The organism is Collinsella sp. AM28-11LB, from assembly GCF_003469895.1.
Lineage (GTDB): Bacteria > Actinomycetota > Coriobacteriia > Coriobacteriales > Coriobacteriaceae > Collinsella.
The window spans coordinates 100,382-120,892 of the sequence record NZ_QSKJ01000005.1 but is presented as its reverse complement, the minus strand read 5'-3'; the positions used below and the strand labels follow the sequence as shown (position 1 = coordinate 120,892).

Below are 20,511 nucleotides of genomic sequence, written 5' to 3'. Positions count from 1 at the left end.
ATCATTCAACACGGTGGATACGTGTGGCGGAATTACGATTAAGATGACGTCAACTGATTTGAATCATAGGAGAACGACCAAAGCTGTTTGATTCAATAAATGAACCATGATTTCGAGGAGAGCGGAAAGAGGGATCACGTGAATATCAATGACTTCGATGTGCTCAATCGCATTAGCTCCATCATCAACAGCGAGTTTGGGTCAAACGATGCCGCCATCGCTCGATATCTCATCGCTCACATTAGGCGTTCGAGCGAAATCAATGTTGCCGCAATAACCCGCGATGCATTCGTGACCCGTTCCGCTGTTCGTCGTTTCTGCAATCGATTGGGCTACCAGTCTCTTAGCGATTTGAAAGAATCATTTACTCAATCAGTCTTTCCAAGCGACTTAAGCCATCGAGAGGAGGAATTTGGCTACGAGGAGTACAGGGCAGAGCTCGACGTTCGCATGATCGAGATGTTCGCTGAGGTTGAAAGCGGCGTGTCCGATATCGCTATTAAGCACCTTGCCGACGAAATTGATGGCCATAAAAACGTTGAAATCTGGTGCACCAATAATGTGAGCGCCAATCTCGTACGATTTCAGCAGGAAATGTTTTATGCGGGCAAGATGGTTCGCATAGTTGCTGGGGCTAACGTCGCGGAATTGAAAAACATGGGAGACGTTTCGCAGTCATTGATAATTCTCGTATCGGTCTCCGGGCTATTTGCGTCACAGGCGCGTGAGTATCTTGATTGCCGTTCGGGCAGGAAGATTCTAATTACTGCGTTTAGCAACGATGACAAATCGAGGTCTTTTGACCGTGTATATCGTCTTGGTAATGCGGGAAACGGAATTGACCGACTCGGCGTTTATTCGAAATATGCCATGACTTATTTCTTCGACTTGCTATCGTCGTGTTACTTGAGTCGCTACCCCTGCACCAAGGGGGAGCCGCTCTATGGGTCTACTTTGGCCTGGCCCGAGTAGTTCGGCTCTATAGTTCTCCCGCCTAGAGAATGAGCGTGGATAATCTGCCACTTTGGCCTCAGAAACACGCCAAAAGTGGGAGATTATCCACGCTCGATGTCAAACGGGAGAAAATCCACGCTCGATTGTGCCGGTGAAGCCCGATCACGACCTATGTAATAAGCGCAAGGGATCCGTTATCGAGGGTCGAGACTGCAGACATACTCCATCACGCCAAAGTGTGCCCTTGGGAAATGACGCCGGCATTGCCAAATTCATCACTCGACATAATCAAACTCAATAAAACCACAGGTCACGGCTATATAGATACGCCCGGCACCGTGTATCTAGAGGTTTTCGTTGACAGCCCCCAAGGTGGCATCGTATTATCTTCTTCGTTCGCGGGGGCGGCGGTCCAAAAGACCAAAGAACCTGCGGATACTTGAACGATTGGGAGTTTGCCCGAGTGGTTAATGGGGACGGGCTGTAAACCCGTTGGCTCTGCCTACATAGGTTCGAATCCTATAGCTCCCACCCGTCAAGTGCCTGTATAGCTCAGTCGGTAGAGCACTTCGTTGGTAACGAAGAGGTCACCAGTTCAAGTCTGGTTGCAGGCTCCATCCGGCGGTGTAGCTCAGTTGGTTAGAGCACACGGTTCATACCCGTGGCGTCACTGGTTCGAATCCAGTCACCGCTACCATAGGTAACACGGTGGCTTCTCAATAGTATGTTGAGAGGCCACTATGGTATAAAGGCAAAGTCCCGTCCGGGGACGACCTGTTTAGAGGAGGGCTTTATGGCCAAAGAGAAGTTTGAGCGCACTAAGCCGCATGTTAACATCGGCACCATTGGTCACGTCGACCACGGCAAGACCACGCTGACCGCTGCCATCACCAAGGTTCTCTCCGAGACCGAGGGCTGCAAGGCTGACTTCACTGCGTTCGAGAACATCGACAAGGCTCCCGAGGAGCGCGAGCGCGGCATTACGATCTCCGTCTCCCACGTCGAGTACGAGACTGCTGCCCGTCACTACGCTCACGTTGACTGCCCGGGCCACGCTGACTACGTCAAGAACATGATCTCAGGTGCTGCTCAGATGGACGGCGCTATCCTGGTCATCGCCGCTACCGACGGCCCCATGGCTCAGACCCGCGAGCACATCCTGCTCGCCCGTCAGGTCGGCGTTCCCTACATCGTCGTTTTCCTGAACAAGTGCGACATGGTTGACGATGACGAGCTCATCGACCTCGTCGAGATGGAGACCCGTGAGCTCCTCTCCGAGTACGATTTCCCCGGCGACGACATCCCCGTCATCCGTGGTTCCGCTCTGGGCGCTCTCGAGGGCGACGCCAAGTGGATGGACGCTATCCGCGAGCTCATGAACGCCGTCGACGAGTACATCCCGACGCCTGCTCGTAACAACGACCTCCCCTTCCTGATGGCCGTTGAGGACGTTATGACCATCTCCGGCCGTGGTACCGTTGCTACCGGCCGTGTCGAGCGCGGTGAGCTCAAGCTCAACGAGCCCGTCGAGATCGTCGGCATCAAGGACACCCAGAACACCGTCGTTACCGGTATCGAGATGTTCCGTAAGTCCATGGACTTCTGCGAGGCTGGCGACAACGTCGGTCTGCTGCTCCGCGGCATCAAGCGCGAGGACATCGAGCGCGGCCAGGTTCTCTGCAAGCCCGGTTCGGTTACCCCGCACACCAAGTTCACCGGCGAGATCTACGTTCTGACCAAGGAGGAGGGCGGCCGTCACACCCCGTTCTTCGATGGTTATCGTCCTCAGTTCTACTTCCGTACCACCGACGTTACCGGTACGGTCAAGCTTCCCGAGGGCACCGAGATGGCTATGCCTGGTGACCACATCACCATCGAGGGCGACCTCATCCACCCGATCGCCATGGAGGAGGGCCTGCGCTTCGCTATCCGCGAGGGTGGCCACACCGTCGGTTCGGGCATCGTCTCCACGATCATTGAGTAAATTAGCTCTCTGATATAGCTGACTTAGAGAACCCGGCACTTATATGGGTGCCGGGTTCTTTTCTGCAATGGACATTGAGTCGTTGCTGGTGTCGAGAGGATCGATAATGGTCCTGGGTGCACCGTCGATTAGCTCTCGTTGGCTTCATTGATGTGTTCCAAATATGAATGGATCCACCGAGAACCAATTGACTCGAGGTTTTCGTTGACAGCCCTTACGTAGAGCTGATAAAGTACCATCTTGTGCCCGTACGGGGCGGAAATGAAAGGTTCAGGATACATGCGTACTCTAGTTACTCTTGCGTGCACTGAGTGCAAGCGCCGCAACTATACGACCACCAAGAACAAGGCGAACATGCCTGATCGTATGGAGATCAAGAAGTATTGCCCCTGGTGCCGTCACCACACGCTGCACAAAGAGACTCGCTAGTCTCTAGTCACATACGCCAGTAGTTCAATTGGTAGAGCATCGGTCTCCAAAACCGAGTGTTGAGGGTTCGAGTCCTTCCTGGCGTGCCAGTCATTATTCCGTAAGCTCCCATTGGGGGCTTACGGTTTACTCATGTATAAGCGCATTGCGCGGAGGTAACCCAAATGGCCAACAAGAAGAACAAGAAGAAGGCTCAGCAGCCGGCACCCGCCAACAACGCTGCCGCCAACTCCAAGGTTGAGGCCAAGAAGGCCGTTGCCAAGAAGAACGAGAAGGCTGCGAAGTCCAAGAAGAATGAGAAGCCTGGCTTCTTCGCCCGCACCAAGAAGTATTTCGCTTCGGTCAAGTCCGAGATGAAGCGCGTCACGTGGCCCGATAAGAAGGAGCTCGTGAACTACTCGGTCGTCGTTTGCGCTTCTCTGATCGTCGTCGGCGTCGTCATCGCTCTGCTCGATGCTGGCTTTGGCGAGGCTCTTGCTCTGTTTTCTGGATTGAGGGGCTAAACCATGTCTAAGCGTTGGTACGTCGTTCACACTTACTCTGGATACGAGAACCGCGTTAAGTCCGATCTCGAGCATCGTATCGAGACTATGGGCATGCAGGACCGTATCTTTGATATCGAGATTCCTATGGAGCGCGTCACTGAGATTAAAGAGGGTGGCAAGCGCGAGACCAAGGATTCCAAGATTTTCCCGGGTTATGTTCTGGTCCGCATGGAGATGGATGACGATGCATGGACGTGCGTTCGCAACACGCCCGGCGTTACCGGTTTCCTGGGCGGCAACGGCAAACCCGCTCCGCTTTCCCGCGACGAGTACAATAAGATGACTCGTCGTCCCGGTAAGGGCGATTCACCCAAGCGTACCTCGGTTGATATTGAGGTCGGCACGTCCGTCCGCGTCACCGATGGCCCGCTTACCGACTTTGATGGCAAAGTCTCCGAGGTTAACACCGAGGCTGGCAAGCTCAAGGTCACGCTGATGATCTTTGGCCGCGAGACGCCGGTCGAGCTCGACTTTAACCAGGTCGCTGTCATCGCTTAAGTTTTCGTCCGTTCGCGCGAGCGTGCTTCTTCTGTGACTGCTCATCTCAGGAGTGCTTCTAACACGTGCGTGCTTACGATATAGCAAGTACTTCACACTCGTGATTCGAAAGGAATGACCATGGCTGAGAAGAAGGTTGCCAACGTCATTAAGCTCCAGATTCCTGCTGGTGCCGCTAACCCCGCTCCTCCCGTCGGTCCTGCCCTGGGCGCTGCTGGCGTGAACATCATGCAGTTCTGCCAGGCTTTTAACGCCGAGACGCAGGACAAGAAGGGCGACATCATCCCCGTTGAGATCTCTGTCTACGAGGATAAGTCCTTCTCCTTCATCACCAAGACCCCGCCGGCGGCTCACCTCATCAAGAAGGAGCTGAACCTCAAGTCTGGTTCCGCTAAGCCCCAGGCCGACAAGGTTGGTCAGCTCTCCCAGGAGCAGCTCACCAAGATCGCCGAGATCAAGATGCCGGACCTCAATGCCAACGACATTGACGCCGCCAAGAAGATCATCGCCGGTACCGCCCGCTCCATGGGCGTCACCATCGCTGAGTAGCGATTTCTTTAGGTAATGACGGGTGTTCCGACCGGGGCGCCCGTTATATGTGTGCAATAGGGCACACGATACGATGTGGGAGGGCTCACGCCCGTTTAACCACAGGAGGTAATGCACATGGCTAAGCATGGTAAGAGCTATAACGCCGCTGCCGAGAAGATCGACCGCGCCACGCTCTACACCCCCCTTCAGGCTGCCAAGCTCATCAAGGAGCTCGACACCGCCAAGTTCGACGAGACCATCGAGGCCCACTTCCGTCTGGGCATCGATACTCGTAAGGCTGACCAGAACATCCGTGGTTCCATCTCCCTGCCCCACGGCACCGGCAAGACCGTTCGTGTTGCCGTCTTCGCCGAGGGCGAGAAGGCCCGCGAGGCCGAGGCTGCCGGCGCCGACATCATCGGTTCCGACGAGCTCGTCGCCCAGATCCAGAAGGGCGAGATCAACTTCGACGCCGCTATTGCTACGCCGAACATGATGGCCAAGGTTGGCCGCATCGGTAAGATCCTTGGTCCCCGTGGCCTCATGCCGAACCCCAAACTCGGCACCGTGACCATGGACGTCGCCAAGATGGTCTCCGAGCTCAAGGCTGGCCGCGTTGAGTACCGCGCCGACCGCTACGGCATCTGCCACGTGCCCCTGGGCAAGAAGTCCTTCTCTGAGCAGCAGCTCGTCGAGAACTACGCTGCCCTGTACACCGAGATCCTGCGCGTCAAGCCCTCTTCTGCTAAGGGCAAGTACGTCAAGTCCATCTCCGTGTCTTCCACCATGGGCCCTGGCGTCAAGGTCGATCCCGCTGTCCAGCGTGACTTCCTGGCTGAGTAACTGCTAGTTACTGCCTCAGCAAAGCAAGCATTGCTAAAGGAACCCAGTTCTGCCTCGTGCAGGACCGGGTTCTTTGCTATCTCGGGGCAAAACCACCACAAAGGGGACAGGCACCTTCGTGGTGCTTTTGCCTCGGTTGCTCCAAAATCCCCACTTCGCGTCGTTTCGACTGTGTTGCACTTTAGCGCGATGTAGTGAATGCCCGAGGCTGAAAGGAGCCAGACATGTTCTATAACACGCAGCAGCTCCTAGGCCTAGCGCTACTAGATGGGATAGCGCGCTAGGGTTGCAATCTCGCTATAACGATGAGTTGTACCCGGGTGCGCTATCGTCCGCTGCTTTTGGGCGTGATGAGCGACACGGGTATTTTTCTATCTTGGGGCACTCCATCTCTCCTGAAAGCCATCTGTATCTCAGGCCTATCAGGTGGAAATCATGAGTCGCAAAATCGCAATCTTTGACACTACGCTGCGCGACGGGGAGCAGCCTCCCGGCGTCAGCATGAATACTGAGGGAAATATCGTCATCGCACGTCAGCTGGTGCGCATGAACGGGGATGTGATCGAGGCGGGCTTTCCCATCTCGAGCCCCGGCGATTTTCGCTCGGTGCAGGAGATTGGCAAGATCGCGGGCGACCGGTGCACGGTATGGAGTCTCACCTGTGCGGTCGACAAGGATATCGAAGTGGCCGCAGAAGCCCTCAAGACGGCTCAGAGGCCCCGTATCCATACCGGCCTGGGGTAAGCCCCAGCCATCTGCGCGACAAGCTCCATATGACCGAGGATGAGGCTAGCATCAGTCGGTGGCCCTAAGTGGGATTCGACCGATCCGGCGGCCCCACGCCGCGAGCTTACCGGCGGCATTTACTTTGGCAAGCACGATCGTTTCTACGACGAGGACGGCGCGGGCGCTAATGGCGCTGCGGGCCAGCGTGCGGTCAATGTGATGGAGTACCGCGAGTTCGAGGTGGAGCGCATTGCCCGTCAAGCGTTCGAAGCGGCCCGCAAGCGTCGCGGTGACGTGACGAGTGTGGATAAGCGCAACGTGCTGGAGACGAGCCGCATGTGGCGCGAGGTCGTGCATCGCGTGCATGATGAAGAGTGCCCCGATGTGCAGCTCGAAGACCTGCTCGTCGATAACGCCGCTATGCAGCTCATCAACCGACCGGGCGACTTTGACGTCGTAGTTACGGAGAACATGTTCGGCGACATTCTCTCCGACGATGCTGCACAGATTACGGGCTCGCTCGGCATGCTCGCCTCTGCTTCGCTGGGCGACGGCGTTTCGCTGTTCGAGCCGAGCGCTGGCAGCGCGCCCGATATCGCAGGGCTCGGTATTGCCAATCCGCTCGCACAGATCCTGTCGGCGGCAATGCTGCTCACGTACGCGCTCGACATGGGCGAGCAGGCCGTCTTAGTCGAAAATGCTGTGGCCCATGTGCTCGACGAAGGTTGGCGTACCCGCGACATCGCCGACGCCAACACCCCTGCTGATAAGATCCTCCGCACCGCTCAGATGGGCGATAAGGTCATCGCTGCCCTGTAGCGTCGAGAGTCCGGAACCACCACAAAGGTGCCTGTCCCCTTTGTGGTGGTTACCAGGGGGTTCTGGCGGTCGAGGACTCGATGGCCTCATGGCGCTTGAGCTCGCGGCGCATGGTTTGCGAATTGAGCCAGGCTGCTTGCCAGCCACGGATGGGGTAGCGCGTCTCGTCGAGTTCAAACTGCGTATAGCCGCAGGCGTTGATGATCGTTGTCCCGCATGCGTGCTGACGCTCGCGCTGAAAATTGCAACCGTAGCTTTGGTGCACATGCCCGTGCACCATGTAGTCGGGATTCCAGGATTCGAGTGCCGTGTTAAAGCATTCGAATCCTCGATGCGGTAGATCATCCAGATCGCCCACGCCGGCGGCGGGCGCATGGGTGAGCAAGATGTTGCAGCCGCCGACCATCCTCACTTTGTGTGACAGCTTGCGCATGCGCTTGGCCATCTCGCGCTCGGTGTACATGTTGGCGCCATCTCGGTAGCGCATGGAGCCGCCAAGCCCCGCAATGCGAACGCCGCGATACACGTACACGGTGTCTTCGACACAGATGCAGCCGCCCGGTGCATGACGTGCGTAGCGGTCATCGTGGTTGCCGCGGACGTAGATGAGCGGTTTGTTGATGACCGTGACCAAAAACTCAAGATAGTCCGGGTCCAGGTCGCCGGCAGACAGAATCAGGTCGACACCCTCAAAGCGCTCCTTGCGAAAGCACTCCCAAAGGCATCGTTCTTCGGTATCTGCTATGGCAAGGATCTTCATAGGGCGGTAACCCCCGGCTCATCGTCGAGCTGCGGAATGGTGCCCACCACGTTGTCCGCCAGCCAATTCATCTCGACAATTTGCGTGCTCGGCAGTGGGGGAAAGCCCTCAATCTGCACCACGCCGTCTTGGCTATGGAGCTCGCCGCCAAATGGATTGATGGAGCCCTCGACGATGCCATTGCGGAGTAGCTGAACAAGCTTGCGCGTCTGGTAGGGTAGGCCCGGAGCATAACGGATGTCGATAACACCTGAGCTCATGCCGTACCAGTAGTTGACGGCGCGAACCTGGCTGTCGTCACTGGTCTCATCCCAGGTGCCATGCAGCAGGCTTCGCACGATAAGCTCGTAGTATCGGCCCCAGTTCCATACCGGCATGGCAATGCCGACAGCCTTGCCATCGACCAGACGGTGGAGTCCGTATGCCGTGGGGTCTTCGAGTGACTTTGACATGTCGGCGCCGGTCATGACGCTCACACCTTCGCGGCACATGGCCTCGGCAAGGCCTCCGGCGGGCACATCTCCCCAGGTCAGGATTATTTGCGCACGGGGGTCGAGCAGCGAAGCGCCAATCGCAAAGGCGTTGATCTCGCTGAGCGCGCCCGAGGCGAAGACCGACGCGTGGTAACCGATGCGGTGGTTGTCCGCCATGCTGGCGGCAAGGGCGCCCAAGAGAAATTTGGCCTCGTACATCTTGCCAAAGTACGAACGGACGCTTTGGTGGGGAAGGCCGATAGAGCAGTTGAGGAATCGCACCTGAGGATACTCGACGGCAGCCCTGAGCGTGTATTCCATCAGGCGGTGCGAGGTCGAGAAGATGACGTTTGCTCCATGTATGACAGCCGTTTCCACGGCGGCGTAGAACACGTCCGGATCGTGGCAGTTTTCGAACGCCTCGGTGCGCACGATGCCGCCAAAGTGCTCGTCAAGATATTGGCGCCCTTGATCGTGCAGGCTGTCCCAGCTCGATGTCGCACAGGGGAATTCGTGGATAAAGGCGATGCGCAGGGGGTTGGCGGCCGAGTAGACGGTCTTGCCCATAAAGAAGTTGAGCACGCCGGAGGTGGACTTGGCGGGCGACTCTTCCTCGTTGGGTTGAGGGGCTTCGACAAGATCGACCTTGTCCTCGTCACTTTTGCCGGCAATGACCAGCTCGCGCCAAATCTTGCACAGGCGGTTAACGACGATATCCGTCGGCGTATCCAGCAGGCGGTCCTGGTTGTACACATTGAGGTAGACGAGCATGGCGTCGGCGGGCGTAATGTCCAGATGGTCGCCACCTGCGCGAAGGTAGGCGCGCTTAAAGAGCAGGAAGGTGTGGCGCAGGTAGTCGACCTTTTTCTGCGGCCATTTTTCGATAAGGTTCTGACCGAGCATCTTGGCGAGCGTCTCGTAGCTTCCCTCGCGCGAGAACTCGATCTCGTATAGGGGACAGACGTGCCAAAACGCAGAGAACTCACCGTACAGGCGGCTTTCGACGGAATCCCATTTGCCGGGGTAGAGACGGGTGACCTTGGCGGAAACCGTTGGGGCGTCCAGGAATTTGAGGACACTGACGCGCTTGTTGCCCTCTTGGACGTAAAACCGATGCATGAACTCGGTTACGATGACGGGATCGCGATAGCCCTCGGTCACCTGGATGTCGTAGAGGTTGGACCACTTGCGGGCGAACTCGGTGCTAAACGGCAGCAGGGGCATAAAGTTGCACGAAAAGGCGGACTGACGGCCCTTGGTAACCGTACCGACGACCATTTCGAGCGGAATATCCCGCAGGCCGACGTTCTCTCGCTGACCTAAGGGGAGCTGAGCAACCAGGCTATCGAGGTCCGTAAGGTATGGATGCTCGCTTTGGCTGATGGCGCGACGACGCCCTTGCTCGCCGCGTTTGCGTGCTTGACGATAGGCCTCTTCCATGGTGTCTACTCCCTTAGTCGTTTAAACAACTATATATACCATGGTACCACGAATGAAAACCACCACAAAGGTGCCTGTCCCCTTTGTGGTGGTTTAGGCAATGAGGGGAGCGATGGCACGAATGCAGGCGTCGGCAGCGGTGAAAGTGGTGCTGTCGTCGCTGACGATAAAGATAATCTTTCCTTTTATGCCAAAGTCGCCGATCTCGCTAAAGAGCACGTAGGGCTCCTTGTCAAAGCCCGAGATGGGCGAGACAGCCGTTTTGGTTGCGCTCGTGAGCTCGTCTGCCAGCGCGTCAAGGGAAGCCCATTTAGACGTGTCCTTTACGGCAACGGGCACGGCCACGCGCCCAAAGGGCATCAGATGCACGAGTGTGTTCTTGGAGATGTTGGAGTTGGGCACAATGATGGTCTGTCCACAGGCATCTTCGATGGTCGTGTGGCGCCAGGTGATGTCTTGGACCACGCCGGATACGCCGCCGACCTCGATATTGTCGCCGGGTTTGATGATGCCCATAAACGTCACCTGCATGCCGCCGATAAGGTTTGAGAGCGTGTCCTGAAAGCCGAGTGAGATGGCGATGCCGCCGACGCCAAGAGCGGCGACGAGTGCGTTTGCGTTGATGCCAAAACAGTTGTCGAGGATAAAGCTGCCGCCGATCATCCAGATGACGGCGCGCGCGATGTTGATGAAGATGCTCGATGAAGGGAGCGGGTTATCGTCGCGGTTAAGCAGGTGGTGCAGGGTCTTGGACGCGACTTTGGCGGCAACGGCGGTGCCGATGGCCAAGATGCCGGCCCAGATGATGTTGTGGACCCATCGTTGTGCAAAGAAATGAAGAATTGGCTCAAACAATTCCATGTAGGGAAACCTCCTCATGATCGTCCAACCATGATACCCACCAAGAAGCCCGTCCGATCAAATTCTGACGGGCTTCTGTGCTCGATATAAGGTTTGCACGGCGGGGCTGCAAGGCCCGGCGGTGTAGCTTAGCGTCGACGCTTCCAGATAATGCCGAGAATGATGATGACGATGCCGCCGATGAGGCATGCACCGACCATAGCCAGCGTGCGGTCTCCCGTTGCGGCGAGCTTACCGGTCGTCTTCTTGGTGATGACCTTCGTGGTCGTCGTATCCGTCTGAGGCGAGGGCTCAGGCGTCGGGGCCGGTGTGGGCGTGGGGTCCACGGCGGTGGAGCCAAAGCTGATGGTGCCCGCGAGCGAGGCCATCTTGCTCTCCCAGCTGTTCTGCCCGATCAGCGCCCTTAGTGCTGACTCGCAGGTACCCCACTCGGTGTGCTTGGTGGCGTTTGCGAAGGTGGGGAAGTCGGTCGTGTTGGTGATGATGTAGTTGTTGGTGGCGACGGTATAGGTCTTGGCGGGGTCGAGCGTGCTGCCATCCTTGGTGAGTGTGGCGCTCACGATGCGCTTGCCTTCGGACTGCGTCCAATCGATTGTCACGTTGATGCCGCCGAAGGAAAGGACACTGCCGGAGTCGTCGCGCCACTTGTACATGTCTTGCGCCTCCTGCTCGGTGTGGCCGGCCGCCACGTAGGTTTGCTGAAGCTCGTAGCTGTGATTGCACTCGTCACTGATCTGCAGCGAGTGCTCGAGCGCTGCCAGGAAGTCCGCACCGGTCATGGTCCAGGTCTCCACGGTGTTGCCGTAGGGCGAGATAGCGATGACGTTGCCGGCGGTCACATCGCCCGCCGCGATGCCGCCGCGGATGCCGCCCGCGTTCTCGATGGCAAGGTCTGCGCCCGTCAGGTCAAGATAGGAGCCGCAGATCACATGTCCGATGGTCTGGGCCTTGGTGGTGTCGCCCTTCTTGCTGGGACGGAAATCGGTGGTGCGCACCATTTCCCAACCATGCGTGCCTGCGGCGTCCTCGCCGTAGTAATAATTGGTAGAACTCGTGCCGAGCACCTCGCTCGATGCGGCGCTAAAGGCATCGTCGAGCGGCTTGATCTTGTTGTTGCTGACCTCATCAAGGATGCTCTGATAGGTGGAGCCCTTGTTGGGGTCGGTCAAAAGAACGTTTACGTCCTTGGCGGTATAGAGCTTCTCGTCGCTTTTGCCTGCGTATACCGCCACCGTGTCATCGTCGGTGCTTTCGGTGCCCTTGGTGTCGTACTCGTAGGGGACGGAAAGCAGTCCCACCTCGGCAAAGGCACTGCCCGCCTCGACAACGTGGATTGTCTTGCCGTCGGCTCCCGTCACCTTCTCGTTAAGATTGATGTGCTCGTGGCCTGCGATAAGGGCATCGACGCCACGGAGCCGCGTGGCAAAGGTCTTGGCGTCGAGCGTGTGCGCGATACACACAACAACATCGCAGCCCTCCTTGCGCAGCTGCTCCGCCTCGGCGTTGATGGCGTTCGCGGCACTCGAGAAGCTGGTGCCCGCGACCAGGTCCGCGCGCAGCGAGGAACCTAGCGACTCATCCATGGCTCCGACGACGCCGACCTTAATCTTGTAGTTAAACGTGGAACTGTCCTCGCCGTCCTTCCAAGTGCGGTTGAGCGTCTTGGTGATGCTCGAGCTCCATACGCCGTTCGAGGACGTTGCATTCGCGCAAAGCATGGCGAAGGGCGTGCCGGTGGTGCTGTGGCCGGTCATGGCGCGGAGCTTGTCCGCGCCGTAGCTCCAGTCGTGGTTGCCCGGCGTGGTCGCGTCGTAGCCGTCGGCATAGAAGGTGTCCATGAGCTCGGCGATGCTTTTGCCCTCGCTCATGGTGGCGAAGGACTGTCCATGGAAGGTGTCACCCGCATCGAGCAGAAGATCGGGGGCGTTGCCCTGGGCGCTATAGAGGACTGCCAGTCCGTCAAAGCCCACAGTGCCGGTGCCCTTGCTTGCGTTGTAGCTGTACTTGTAGCTGCCGTGGATATCGTTGGTGTGCATGACGGTCACGGAGTCGTTGATCGCCTGGGGCAGATCGCTCGCAAGGGCGAGGCTGGGTGCGCCAGTGAACACGCCGGCAAGCAGCGCGGCGGTTAACGCAAGGCGGGGGACGAATCTTTTCATGGCAGTCTCCTTAGTCCTTAACAAAAACCACCACAAAGGTGCCTGTCCCCTTTGTGGTGGTTTTCTAAGTCGTTAGCTTAGCAGCATGCGGTCGTTGGCGAGCTCGCCGCCCGAGACCTCCTCGAACTTCTGCAGCAGGTCGGCGACGGTGAGCGACTTTTTCTCGTTGCCTACCACATCGTAGATCACGTGGCCCTCGTGCATCATAATCAGACGGTTGCCCAGACGGATGGCGTCGTTCATGTTGTGTGTGACCATGAGTGTGGTCAGGTGGTTCTCGTCGACGATTTCCTCGGTCAGGTTGAGCACCTTCGATGCCGTCTTGGGGTCGAGGGCCGCCGTGTGCTCGTCGAGCAGCAGCAGGCGCGGCTTGGTGAGCGTGGCCATCAGCAGGGTGAGTGCCTGGCGCTGGCCACCCGAGAGCAGGCCGACCTTAGCGTTGAGGCGCGTATCCAGACCAAGGTCCAGACGCTTGAGCAGCTCAACGTACTCGTCCTTCTCGGCCTTGGTGACGCCCCACGAAAGACCGCGATGCTGGCCGCGGCGCTTGGCGAGGGCCAGGTTCTCGGCGATCTGCATGTCGGCTGCGGTGCCGCGCATGGGGTCCTGGAACACACGGCCCAGGTACTTGGCGCGCTGCGACTCGCTCAGGCGCGAGATATCGGTGCCGTCGAGCTCGATAACGCCCGAATCGAGCGGATACACGCCGGCGATCATGTTGAGCAGCGTGGACTTGCCGGCGCCGTTGCCGCCAATCACGGTTACAAAGTCGCCGTCGTTAAGGGTGAGGTCGACACCGGTGAGCGCGCGCTTCTCGGTGACGGTGCCCTTGTTAAAGGTCTTCTTGACGTGTGAGAGCTTAAGCATCTGCCTCATCTCCCTTCGTGTAGGAGCTGCGGAGCTTATAGCGCTCCCAAACCACGGGCACGCACAGGGCCACGGCCACGATCACGGCGGAGAGCAGCTTCATGTCGTTGGCGTCCATGCCCAGCTGCAGCACGATGGCGCGGATAAGGAAGTACACCACGGAGCCAAAGACGGCGGAGGCAAGACGGACGCTAAACTGCGTGAGTCCGCCGGGCAGCAGGCGACCGAGCACTTCGCCGATGACGATGGCGGCAAGGCCGATAACGATGGCGCCTGTGCCCATGCCAATGTCGGCATACTTTTGGCTCTGGCAGATAAGCGCACCCGAAAGGCCGATGAGGGCGTTGGAGAGCACGAGAGCGATCATCTTGGTGGAGTTGGTGTTAACGCCCAAGGCGCGGATCATGTACTCGTTGTTGCCGGTGGCGCGCAGTGCGGAGCCGATCTCGGTACCAAAGAACCAGTACAGGATGGCAACGATGGCCACGGCGAGCAGGATGCCCAAGATGATGGCAACGGTGGACTGCGGCAGACCGGTCATATTGCTGACGGCCGAGAACACGGTGCCCTTGGCAAGGATGGGCGTATTGGATTTGCCCATGATGCGCAGGTTGACGGACCACAGGCTAATTTGGGTGAGGATTCCAGCGAGGATCGCGGGAATCTCGAAGACGGTGGTCAGAATGCCCGTGACCGCGCCCGCGATGGCGCCGGCGCACATGCCGGCCAGCACGGCGAGCAGCGGGTCGACGTTATTGTTGACGATGAGTACGGCGCAGACACAGCCGCCGAGGGCAAAGCTGCCGTCGCAGGTCATATCGGGGATGTCGAGCAGGCGGAACGTGATAAACACGCCAAGCACCATAATGCCCCAGAGGACGCCCTGCGAAACGGCGCCCTGCAATGCAATGAGCATGCTTCATACCTCCTAGGATAGGGTGGACACGTGAGTCACCATGATAGCGGTAACAATGTATAAAAGAGCTGCGGACGGTTGTTTTGTCTCATCCGAAACAAGCAGGGCGAACGCCGGTCTTTAGCGTTCGCCCCAAGGACTCAGATATTGAATAACGCAGCTATGGCGCGAGAACGAACCCTAGATGTGTTACGGCGCATGGTGCTACTCGTCCAGGGCGGAAAGGTCGATGCCCAGCGCCTCGGCCATCTCGTCGTTCTTGACGACGACCAAGTCCTTGCTCGAGAGGTGCTCGACAGCCATATCCTCGGGCTTGGCCTCGCCCTTCAGGATCTTAACGGCCATCTCGCCCGCGGCATAGCCCAGGTCCTCATAGTTGATGGAGAGGGTGAACAGACCGCCGGCCTTGCACATGCCCTCCTCGCCGGTAACGAAGGGGAGCTTGTTCTCCTTGCAGATCTGACCGACCTGCGAAGCGCCCGCGGCGATGGTGTTGTCGGTGGGGGAGTAGAGCGCGTCGACCTTGCCCACGGCGGACTCGACGACGGACTGGATCTCGTTGGAGCTCGAGACGGTGAAGTCGGTGTACTCCAGGCCAAGCTTGTCGAGTTCCTTCTTGGCGGCCTTGATTTGGACGTCGGAGTTGGACTCGGCGGTGCAGTAGAGCAGGCCGACCTTCTTTACGTCGGGCAGGACCTTCTGCATCATCTCGAGTTGCTCGGCGACCGGGGTAAGGTCGGAGGCGCCGGTGACGTTGGTGCCGGGCCTGTCGTTGTCCTGGACCAGGCCGGAGGCGGCGTAGTCGGTGATGGCGCAGCCCACGATGGGGATATCCGCCGTGGCACCGGCAGCAGCCTGTGCGGCGGGCGTGGCGATGGCGTAGATCAGGTCGACGCCATCGCCCACGAACTTGTCGGCGATGGACTTACACGTGGACTGGTCGTTCTGGGCGTTCTTCTGGTCGATCTTGACCTTAAGGCCGCTTTTCTTGATGGCCTTGACAAAGCCGTTGTTGGCGGCATCGAGTGCGGAGTGCTCGGTGAGCTGCAGAACGCCGATGGTGTAGTCGGAACCGGCGGCAGCAGAGCCGGAACCAGAGTTGCCGCCGCATCCGGCGAGCGGGGCGAGCGCGAGCAGGCCGGCGGAGACCAGAAGGCTCCTGCGGCTGATGGTGATGCCCTTCATATCATTACCCCCAGTATAAAAATGGCTGGAAACACTGCACTGGGACAAAGTGCAAGTGGAACTATAGTAACGCCGATGTCCATTTTTACAACAGCCTGGCGGGTTTTTTAATACAGAACCGGATAGGCGGTACGGGTAGTCGAATGGGTGACAGAGATGCTTATGCGGCGGAGACGGCGTCATCATCCTCGTCCAGGGCGGCAAAGAGTTTCTTGCCGTCAAGGAGGCGCGTGCTGACGTTTCTCATACGGGTGATCTCGACGGTGCGCAGCGTATCGTCGGTGCCTCGGGCGTCGTAGACCGTTCCCAGCAGATACGAGATGCCATCGCGCTGCCTGATGGCAAAGGGTCGGAGCGTCATCCGCACCGCTTCGGTTTCGCCACGGGCGAGGGTACTCGAGATATCAAAGCTGACGGTCGTTCCGTGGTCGATGGCCTGCTCGACGAGCTCGCACGTGTCGATGCGCTTGATGGGCGTGCGTGTTGCCTTGGTAGCCTTGCTGCTTGCGCTTGGAGCGGGTTCGGGTGTATCGAGGTAGTCGCGAACGTCGGCACTCGCCATGGCAACTAAATGCTGCGCCATGCTCTTGCGGATAGCGATAGGCGTGGAGCGGTTGCGCATGACCATGCCGTGGAGCCGGATGATCTCTTCATCGGTGAGCGGGCGGGTAAGAAGTTTGTAGCCCACGCCGCGTTTGTAGTCGATTTCGTATCCGGCGTGACGAAGCGCGGATATCGAGGTGTAGATGCTGCGCCGCGCCGCCGAGATGGGCATGCGGGTGGGGTCATCGGGATGGGCGAGGTGCTCGATTAACTCATCGGAAAGCAATGCCTTGTCTTCGCCGGTGTTTTCGCTCAAGAGCTGCAGGATGCGCACGGCGCGATAGGCCGCCATCGAGGCGGCGCCTCTGGTCGTGGTCTCATAGTTTTCAACAACGGCTTCGGTCATAACGCCCACGTCCTTTCCATTTTGGGTGGCGACGGTACGGAGCCTAGGACGCGGGGCTTGCCTAGGGGCGCAAGGCGCTCTGGGCGGTCGGTAGTTGTCGGCAAGCGGCGGGTCGAGTTTTCAACAGCCCTGCTCAACTAACCAAAAACTTGCCAAAAGCTTGACGGATGCTGTTGAAAAAAGCGCCCCTCGGCTTGCCGAGAGGCGCTGACGCGATGTGCTGTAACGCGCTGGGTGGCGCTGTGGCGATTAGAAGTCGGCGTTGCCCACGGTACGCGGGTGCGGCAGGACGTCGCGGATGTTGCCCACGCCGGTGAGGTACATCACCAAGCGCTCGAAGCCCAGACCGTAGCCGGCGTGCTTGCAGGAACCGTAGCGGCGCAGGTCAAGGTAGTACTTGTATTGCTCGGGATTCATACCCAGGTCCTTGATGCGGGCCTCGAGCAGATCCAGGCGCTCCTCGCGCTGGGAGCCGCCGATAATCTCGCCGATACCGGGAACCAGGCAGTCGGCGGCGGCGACGGTCTTGCCGTCCTCGTTCATGCGCATGTAGAACGCCTTGATCTCGGCAGGGTAGTCGGTTACGAAGGTCGGGCGCTTAAAGTGTTCCTCGGTCAGGAAACGCTCGTGCTCGGTCTGCAGGTCGATGCCCCAGCTGACGGGGTAGTCGAACTGGTGACCCGCGGCGACTGCCTGCTCCAGGATCTCGACGGCCTCGGTGTAGGTAACGCGGGCAAAGTCGGAGTTTGCCACGTGGTTCAGGCGCTCGACCAGGCCCTTGTCCACAAACTTGTTGAGCATGTTGAGCTCGTCGGGGCAGGTGGCCATAACGTCCTTAAGGACGTACTTGAGCATGGCCTCGGCGTTATCCATGTAGTCGTTAAGGTCGGCAAAGGCCATCTCGGGCTCGATCATCCAAAACTCGGCGGCGTGACGCGTGGTGTTGGAGTTTTCGGCGCGGAAGGTGGGGCCAAAGGTGTACACGTCGCCAAAGGCCATGGCAAAGTTCTCGGCATTGAGCTGACCGGACACGGTGAGGCTCGCATGCTTACCAAAGAAGTCCTGGCTCCAGTCGACCTCGCCGGACTCGGTGAGGGGCGGATTTTTGGGGTCGAGCGTGGTCACGCGGAACATCTCGCCGGCACCCTCGCAGTCACTCGTGGTGATGATGGGGGTGTTGACGTAGACAAAGCCCTGCTCCTGGAAGAACCGGTGGATGGCGGCAGCCGCGACAGAGCGGATGCGGAACACGGCGCGGAACAGGTTAGTGCGCGGGCGCAGGTGCTGCTGGGTGCGCAGGAACTCGACGGTTGCGCGCTTCTTCTGCAGCGGGTAATCCGGGGCGCTGACGCCCTCGATCTCGATGGAGGTGGCAGAAAGCTCGAAGGGCTGGGGCGCATCGGGGGTCAGCTTGACGGTGCCAGTGCAAATGAGTGCGGCCGAGACGTTTTGGTGGGCGATCTCGTCGTAGTTGTCGAGCGCCTCGCGGTTCATGACGACCTGCAGGTCGCGGAAGCAGCTGCCGTCGTTGAGCGTAACAAAGCCAAAGTTCTTCATGTCGCGGACGGACTTGACCCAGCCGGCGACAGTGACGGTCTGGCCGCCGAGCGACTCGGCATCGGCATAGAGCTGCGCGATTTTGGTGCGGTTCACGTATCCTCCCATAGCGGTTGAATGATAGTTATCCATACAGTTCGATATTCTAGCAGCTCGGCTCATTTGGGCTATACAGATAAGGCATTGGCGGGATGGTTTTTCAAACGAAAAGCGCCCGCGGCCAAATGGTCGCGGGCGCTTGACGAGGTGCCTTTTGGCTGTGTGGCACGGGGCCTGGCTACTTGGTCTTGGCTACCAGCAGCGGGTCGCCAAGCTTGACGAGCGGGTTGCCGCCGATAAGCGTTCCAGACTCGCCGACATGGTCGATGCTCTTAAGACGATCGAGCTCGGAGACGATGACGGTCACGATGTCCTCGTGACCGGCGGCCTTAATAGCCTCGCGGTCGAAGCTGATGAGCGGCTGGCCTGCCTTGACCACATCGCCCATCTCGACAAAGCGGGCAAAACCCTTGCCGTTCATTTCCACGGTGCCCAGGCCAACATGGATGAACACGCGAAGACCGTCCTCGGTGATCATGCCGATGGAGTGGTTGGTGACGGTGGTGGCGCCGATGCGGCCGTTGGCGGGCGCATAGATGGTGCCGGTGATGGGCTCGATGCCATAGCCCTGACCGAGCATGCCCGCGGCGATGGTCTCGTCGGGAACCTCGTCCAGATTGACGAGTACGCCGTTGACAGGGGCATAGATGACGCCTTCGCGGGTAGCGAAGCTTGCTGAGGGCGGAACGGACGCCTCGCCCGACGAAGTGAACGTGGACTTGAGCGAATCGAGCAGACCCATAGTTGCCTCCAACGTATCAAGCGCGCCTGTTGCACGCGTGTAATGTAGCCGGAAACGTTACGTATGTGTTTCCCGGCACGGTCAGCGTCCCTATTTTACGCTGTGAAACGATAGTGCTGAGCTGGGATTATGTGATATATCAGTTGAAAGGGAACTTATTGCGGGAGTGTTTCTGCGCCGTGGGTCCAACTGGGGTACGCTTGAGGACGAAAAAATAGTGCGCACGAATTGCGCGAAGGGAGCACCAATTGATTATCGAGAGTCATGCGCTGTGGGGCGAGGAGCCGACTGAGGAGTATCCGGCGACGTTTACCTATTTGGGCGCCGAGCCGCTGCCCGATAAGCCTAATGGTCGTCGCCCGGCAGCGATCATCTGCGGCGGAGGCGCGTTTACGCACATCGCTCCGCATGAGCAAGATCCGGTGGCGTTTGCGTTTTTGGATCACGGGTACCAGGCTTTTGTGCTCAACTATGTGACAAGCGGCACGGGCGACGTGAGTTTTCCGCACCCGCAGGCCGATCTTGCCAAGATGGTCGCCACGGTGCGCGCTAATGCCGACGAATGGCATGTCGACCCCAAGCGCGTGTGCGTCGTGGGCTTTTCGGCGGGCGGCATGATTTGTGCCTCGTTAGCAACGCAGTGGAAGACCGGTCCCTTTGCGGCGCTTGCCGGGGTGCGTCCGGATGATATTCGCCCCGATGCCGTGGTGCTGGGCTATCCATTGCTCGACCTTGCCTATGTGCGCGACATGCAGACGTGCGATCCGCGCATTGACCTGCGCGTGCCCAAGACGGGCGGCAAGACGGGACGTGATTTGCTTAACGACTACCTGTCGATGGTGACGGGCGGTGAGGCAACCGACGAACACTTGGCCGACATCTGCCCCACCACGCATGTTTCGCGCCAGATGCCGCCGACCTTTGTGTGGGGCGTGTCCGACGACAAGACGGCGCCGATCGCGCAGGTCTACCCGTTTGCGCAGCGCATGGCCGAGGAGGGCGTCGCATGCGAGATGCACGTCTTTGACCAGGGCGGCCACGGCCTTTCGCTCGGTAACGCCAACACCGCAGTCGACAACGAGGACAAGCAGGTGGCGGTCCGTCCTTGGATTCGTCTAGCCTTCCGCTTCCTCGAGCGCCACGGGTTTTAGACCGCGCAGCACGAGAGTGGATA

General features: G+C 58.8%; 20 protein-coding genes and 4 tRNA genes. 14 read left to right on the top strand and 10 right to left on the bottom strand.

The features are described 5' to 3' along the window. Positions 1-138 precede the first annotated feature (138 nt). The 13 genes from DW732_RS05005 to DW732_RS04945 all read left to right on the top strand — a co-directional run bounded on the left by DW732_RS05005 (position 139) and on the right by DW732_RS04945 (position 7,329). Positions 139-972 carry a MurR/RpiR family transcriptional regulator gene (locus DW732_RS05005; protein ID WP_158567356.1) on the top strand — a complete coding sequence of 278 codons (834 nt, stop codon included), beginning with the start codon at positions 139-141 and terminating at the stop codon, positions 970-972. Positions 973-1,403: 431 nt separating this feature from the next. Next, positions 1,404-1,485: transfer RNA gene (locus DW732_RS05000), tRNA-Tyr, on the top strand. Positions 1,486-1,495: 10 nt separating this feature from the next. Then, positions 1,496-1,571: transfer RNA gene (locus tag DW732_RS04995), tRNA-Thr, on the top strand. A gap of 3 nt (positions 1,572-1,574) precedes the next feature. Continuing rightward, positions 1,575-1,651, top strand: a tRNA-Met gene (locus DW732_RS04990). Between the two features lie 96 nt (positions 1,652-1,747). Then, positions 1,748-2,938 (top strand): elongation factor Tu, encoded by a 1,191-nt coding sequence (gene tuf / locus DW732_RS04985; RefSeq protein ID WP_117563790.1) that lies wholly within the window; start codon positions 1,748-1,750, stop codon positions 2,936-2,938. Positions 2,939-3,217: 279 nt separating this feature from the next. After that, on the top strand, positions 3,218-3,367 hold the full coding sequence (gene rpmG, locus DW732_RS04980; protein ID WP_102372646.1) for a 50S ribosomal protein L33: 150 nt from the start codon (positions 3,218-3,220) through the stop codon (positions 3,365-3,367). A 13-nt stretch (positions 3,368-3,380) separates the two neighbouring features. After that, positions 3,381-3,456, top strand: a tRNA-Trp gene (locus tag DW732_RS04975). Positions 3,457-3,531: 75 nt separating this feature from the next. After that, complete coding sequence (gene secE, locus DW732_RS04970) at positions 3,532-3,870, top strand: preprotein translocase subunit SecE (RefSeq protein WP_117583102.1); 339 nt, start codon at positions 3,532-3,534, stop codon at positions 3,868-3,870. 3 nt (positions 3,871-3,873) lie between these two features. After that, on the top strand, positions 3,874-4,410 hold the full coding sequence (nusG, locus tag DW732_RS04965; protein ID WP_099432095.1) for a transcription termination/antitermination protein NusG: 537 nt from the start codon (positions 3,874-3,876) through the stop codon (positions 4,408-4,410). Positions 4,411-4,530: 120 nt separating this feature from the next. Beyond that, complete coding sequence (rplK, locus tag DW732_RS04960; protein ID WP_022093893.1) at positions 4,531-4,959, top strand: 50S ribosomal protein L11; 429 nt, start codon at positions 4,531-4,533, stop codon at positions 4,957-4,959. 117 nt (positions 4,960-5,076) lie between these two features. Next, positions 5,077-5,784 carry a 50S ribosomal protein L1 gene (gene rplA, locus DW732_RS04955; RefSeq protein ID WP_117734301.1) on the top strand — a complete coding sequence of 236 codons (708 nt, stop codon included), beginning with the start codon at positions 5,077-5,079 and terminating at the stop codon, positions 5,782-5,784. Positions 5,785-6,219: 435 nt separating this feature from the next. Continuing rightward, positions 6,220-6,528 carry a hypothetical protein gene (locus DW732_RS04950; RefSeq protein ID WP_233539366.1) on the top strand — a complete coding sequence of 103 codons (309 nt, stop codon included), beginning with the start codon at positions 6,220-6,222 and terminating at the stop codon, positions 6,526-6,528. Between the two features lie 39 nt (positions 6,529-6,567). Further along, positions 6,568-7,329 carry an isocitrate/isopropylmalate family dehydrogenase gene (locus DW732_RS04945; RefSeq protein WP_118098969.1) on the top strand — a complete coding sequence of 254 codons (762 nt, stop codon included), beginning with the start codon at positions 6,568-6,570 and terminating at the stop codon, positions 7,327-7,329. A gap of 49 nt (positions 7,330-7,378) precedes the next feature. On the opposite strand, the gene DW732_RS04940 is transcribed toward DW732_RS04945, so the two are convergent. From DW732_RS04940 to DW732_RS04895, 10 genes are all read right to left on the bottom strand, one after another. After that, the gene (locus tag DW732_RS04940; RefSeq protein ID WP_118098968.1) at positions 7,379-8,089 is read right to left on the bottom strand and encodes a metallophosphoesterase family protein; all 711 of its coding nucleotides are present in this window, start codon (positions 8,087-8,089) and stop codon (positions 7,379-7,381) included. Next, on the bottom strand, positions 8,086-10,002 hold the full coding sequence (locus tag DW732_RS04935; protein ID WP_118098967.1) for a BMP family ABC transporter substrate-binding protein: 1,917 nt from the start codon (positions 10,000-10,002) through the stop codon (positions 8,086-8,088). Before DW732_RS04935 ends, DW732_RS04940 begins: the two co-directional genes overlap by 4 nt. A 93-nt stretch (positions 10,003-10,095) precedes the next feature. Further along, positions 10,096-10,863, bottom strand: a complete 768-nt coding sequence (locus DW732_RS04930; RefSeq protein ID WP_117734305.1) for a mechanosensitive ion channel family protein — start codon at positions 10,861-10,863, stop codon at positions 10,096-10,098. 128 nt (positions 10,864-10,991) lie between these two features. Beyond that, positions 10,992-13,022 carry a bifunctional UDP-sugar hydrolase/5'-nucleotidase gene (locus tag DW732_RS04925; protein WP_118098966.1) on the bottom strand — a complete coding sequence of 677 codons (2,031 nt, stop codon included), beginning with the start codon at positions 13,020-13,022 and terminating at the stop codon, positions 10,992-10,994. A gap of 72 nt (positions 13,023-13,094) precedes the next feature. Beyond that, positions 13,095-13,889, bottom strand: a complete 795-nt coding sequence (locus DW732_RS04920) for an ABC transporter ATP-binding protein (RefSeq protein ID WP_118098965.1) — start codon at positions 13,887-13,889, stop codon at positions 13,095-13,097. Beyond that, on the bottom strand, positions 13,882-14,805 hold the full coding sequence (locus DW732_RS04915; protein WP_117743087.1) for an ABC transporter permease: 924 nt from the start codon (positions 14,803-14,805) through the stop codon (positions 13,882-13,884). Before DW732_RS04915 ends, DW732_RS04920 begins: the two co-directional genes overlap by 8 nt. 204 nt (positions 14,806-15,009) lie before the next feature. After that, positions 15,010-15,990, bottom strand: a complete 981-nt coding sequence (locus DW732_RS04910; protein ID WP_118098964.1) for an ABC transporter substrate-binding protein — start codon at positions 15,988-15,990, stop codon at positions 15,010-15,012. 160 nt (positions 15,991-16,150) lie between these two features. Beyond that, positions 16,151-16,939 carry a hypothetical protein gene (locus tag DW732_RS04905; RefSeq protein ID WP_118098963.1) on the bottom strand — a complete coding sequence of 263 codons (789 nt, stop codon included), beginning with the start codon at positions 16,937-16,939 and terminating at the stop codon, positions 16,151-16,153. Positions 16,940-17,188: 249 nt separating this feature from the next. Continuing rightward, on the bottom strand, positions 17,189-18,592 hold the full coding sequence (asnS, locus tag DW732_RS04900; protein WP_117743084.1) for an asparagine--tRNA ligase: 1,404 nt from the start codon (positions 18,590-18,592) through the stop codon (positions 17,189-17,191). A gap of 181 nt (positions 18,593-18,773) precedes the next feature. Further along, positions 18,774-19,337: a PTS glucose transporter subunit IIA gene (locus tag DW732_RS04895; protein WP_117743083.1), complete on the bottom strand. Its 564-nt coding sequence runs from the start codon at positions 19,335-19,337 to the stop codon at positions 18,774-18,776. Between the two features lie 248 nt (positions 19,338-19,585). Between DW732_RS04895 and DW732_RS04890 the strand changes: the two genes are divergently transcribed. Next, a complete protein-coding gene (locus DW732_RS04890; protein WP_117798555.1) occupies positions 19,586-20,488 on the top strand; it encodes an alpha/beta hydrolase in 903 nt (300 codons plus the stop codon). Positions 20,489-20,511: the final 23 nt, after the last annotated feature.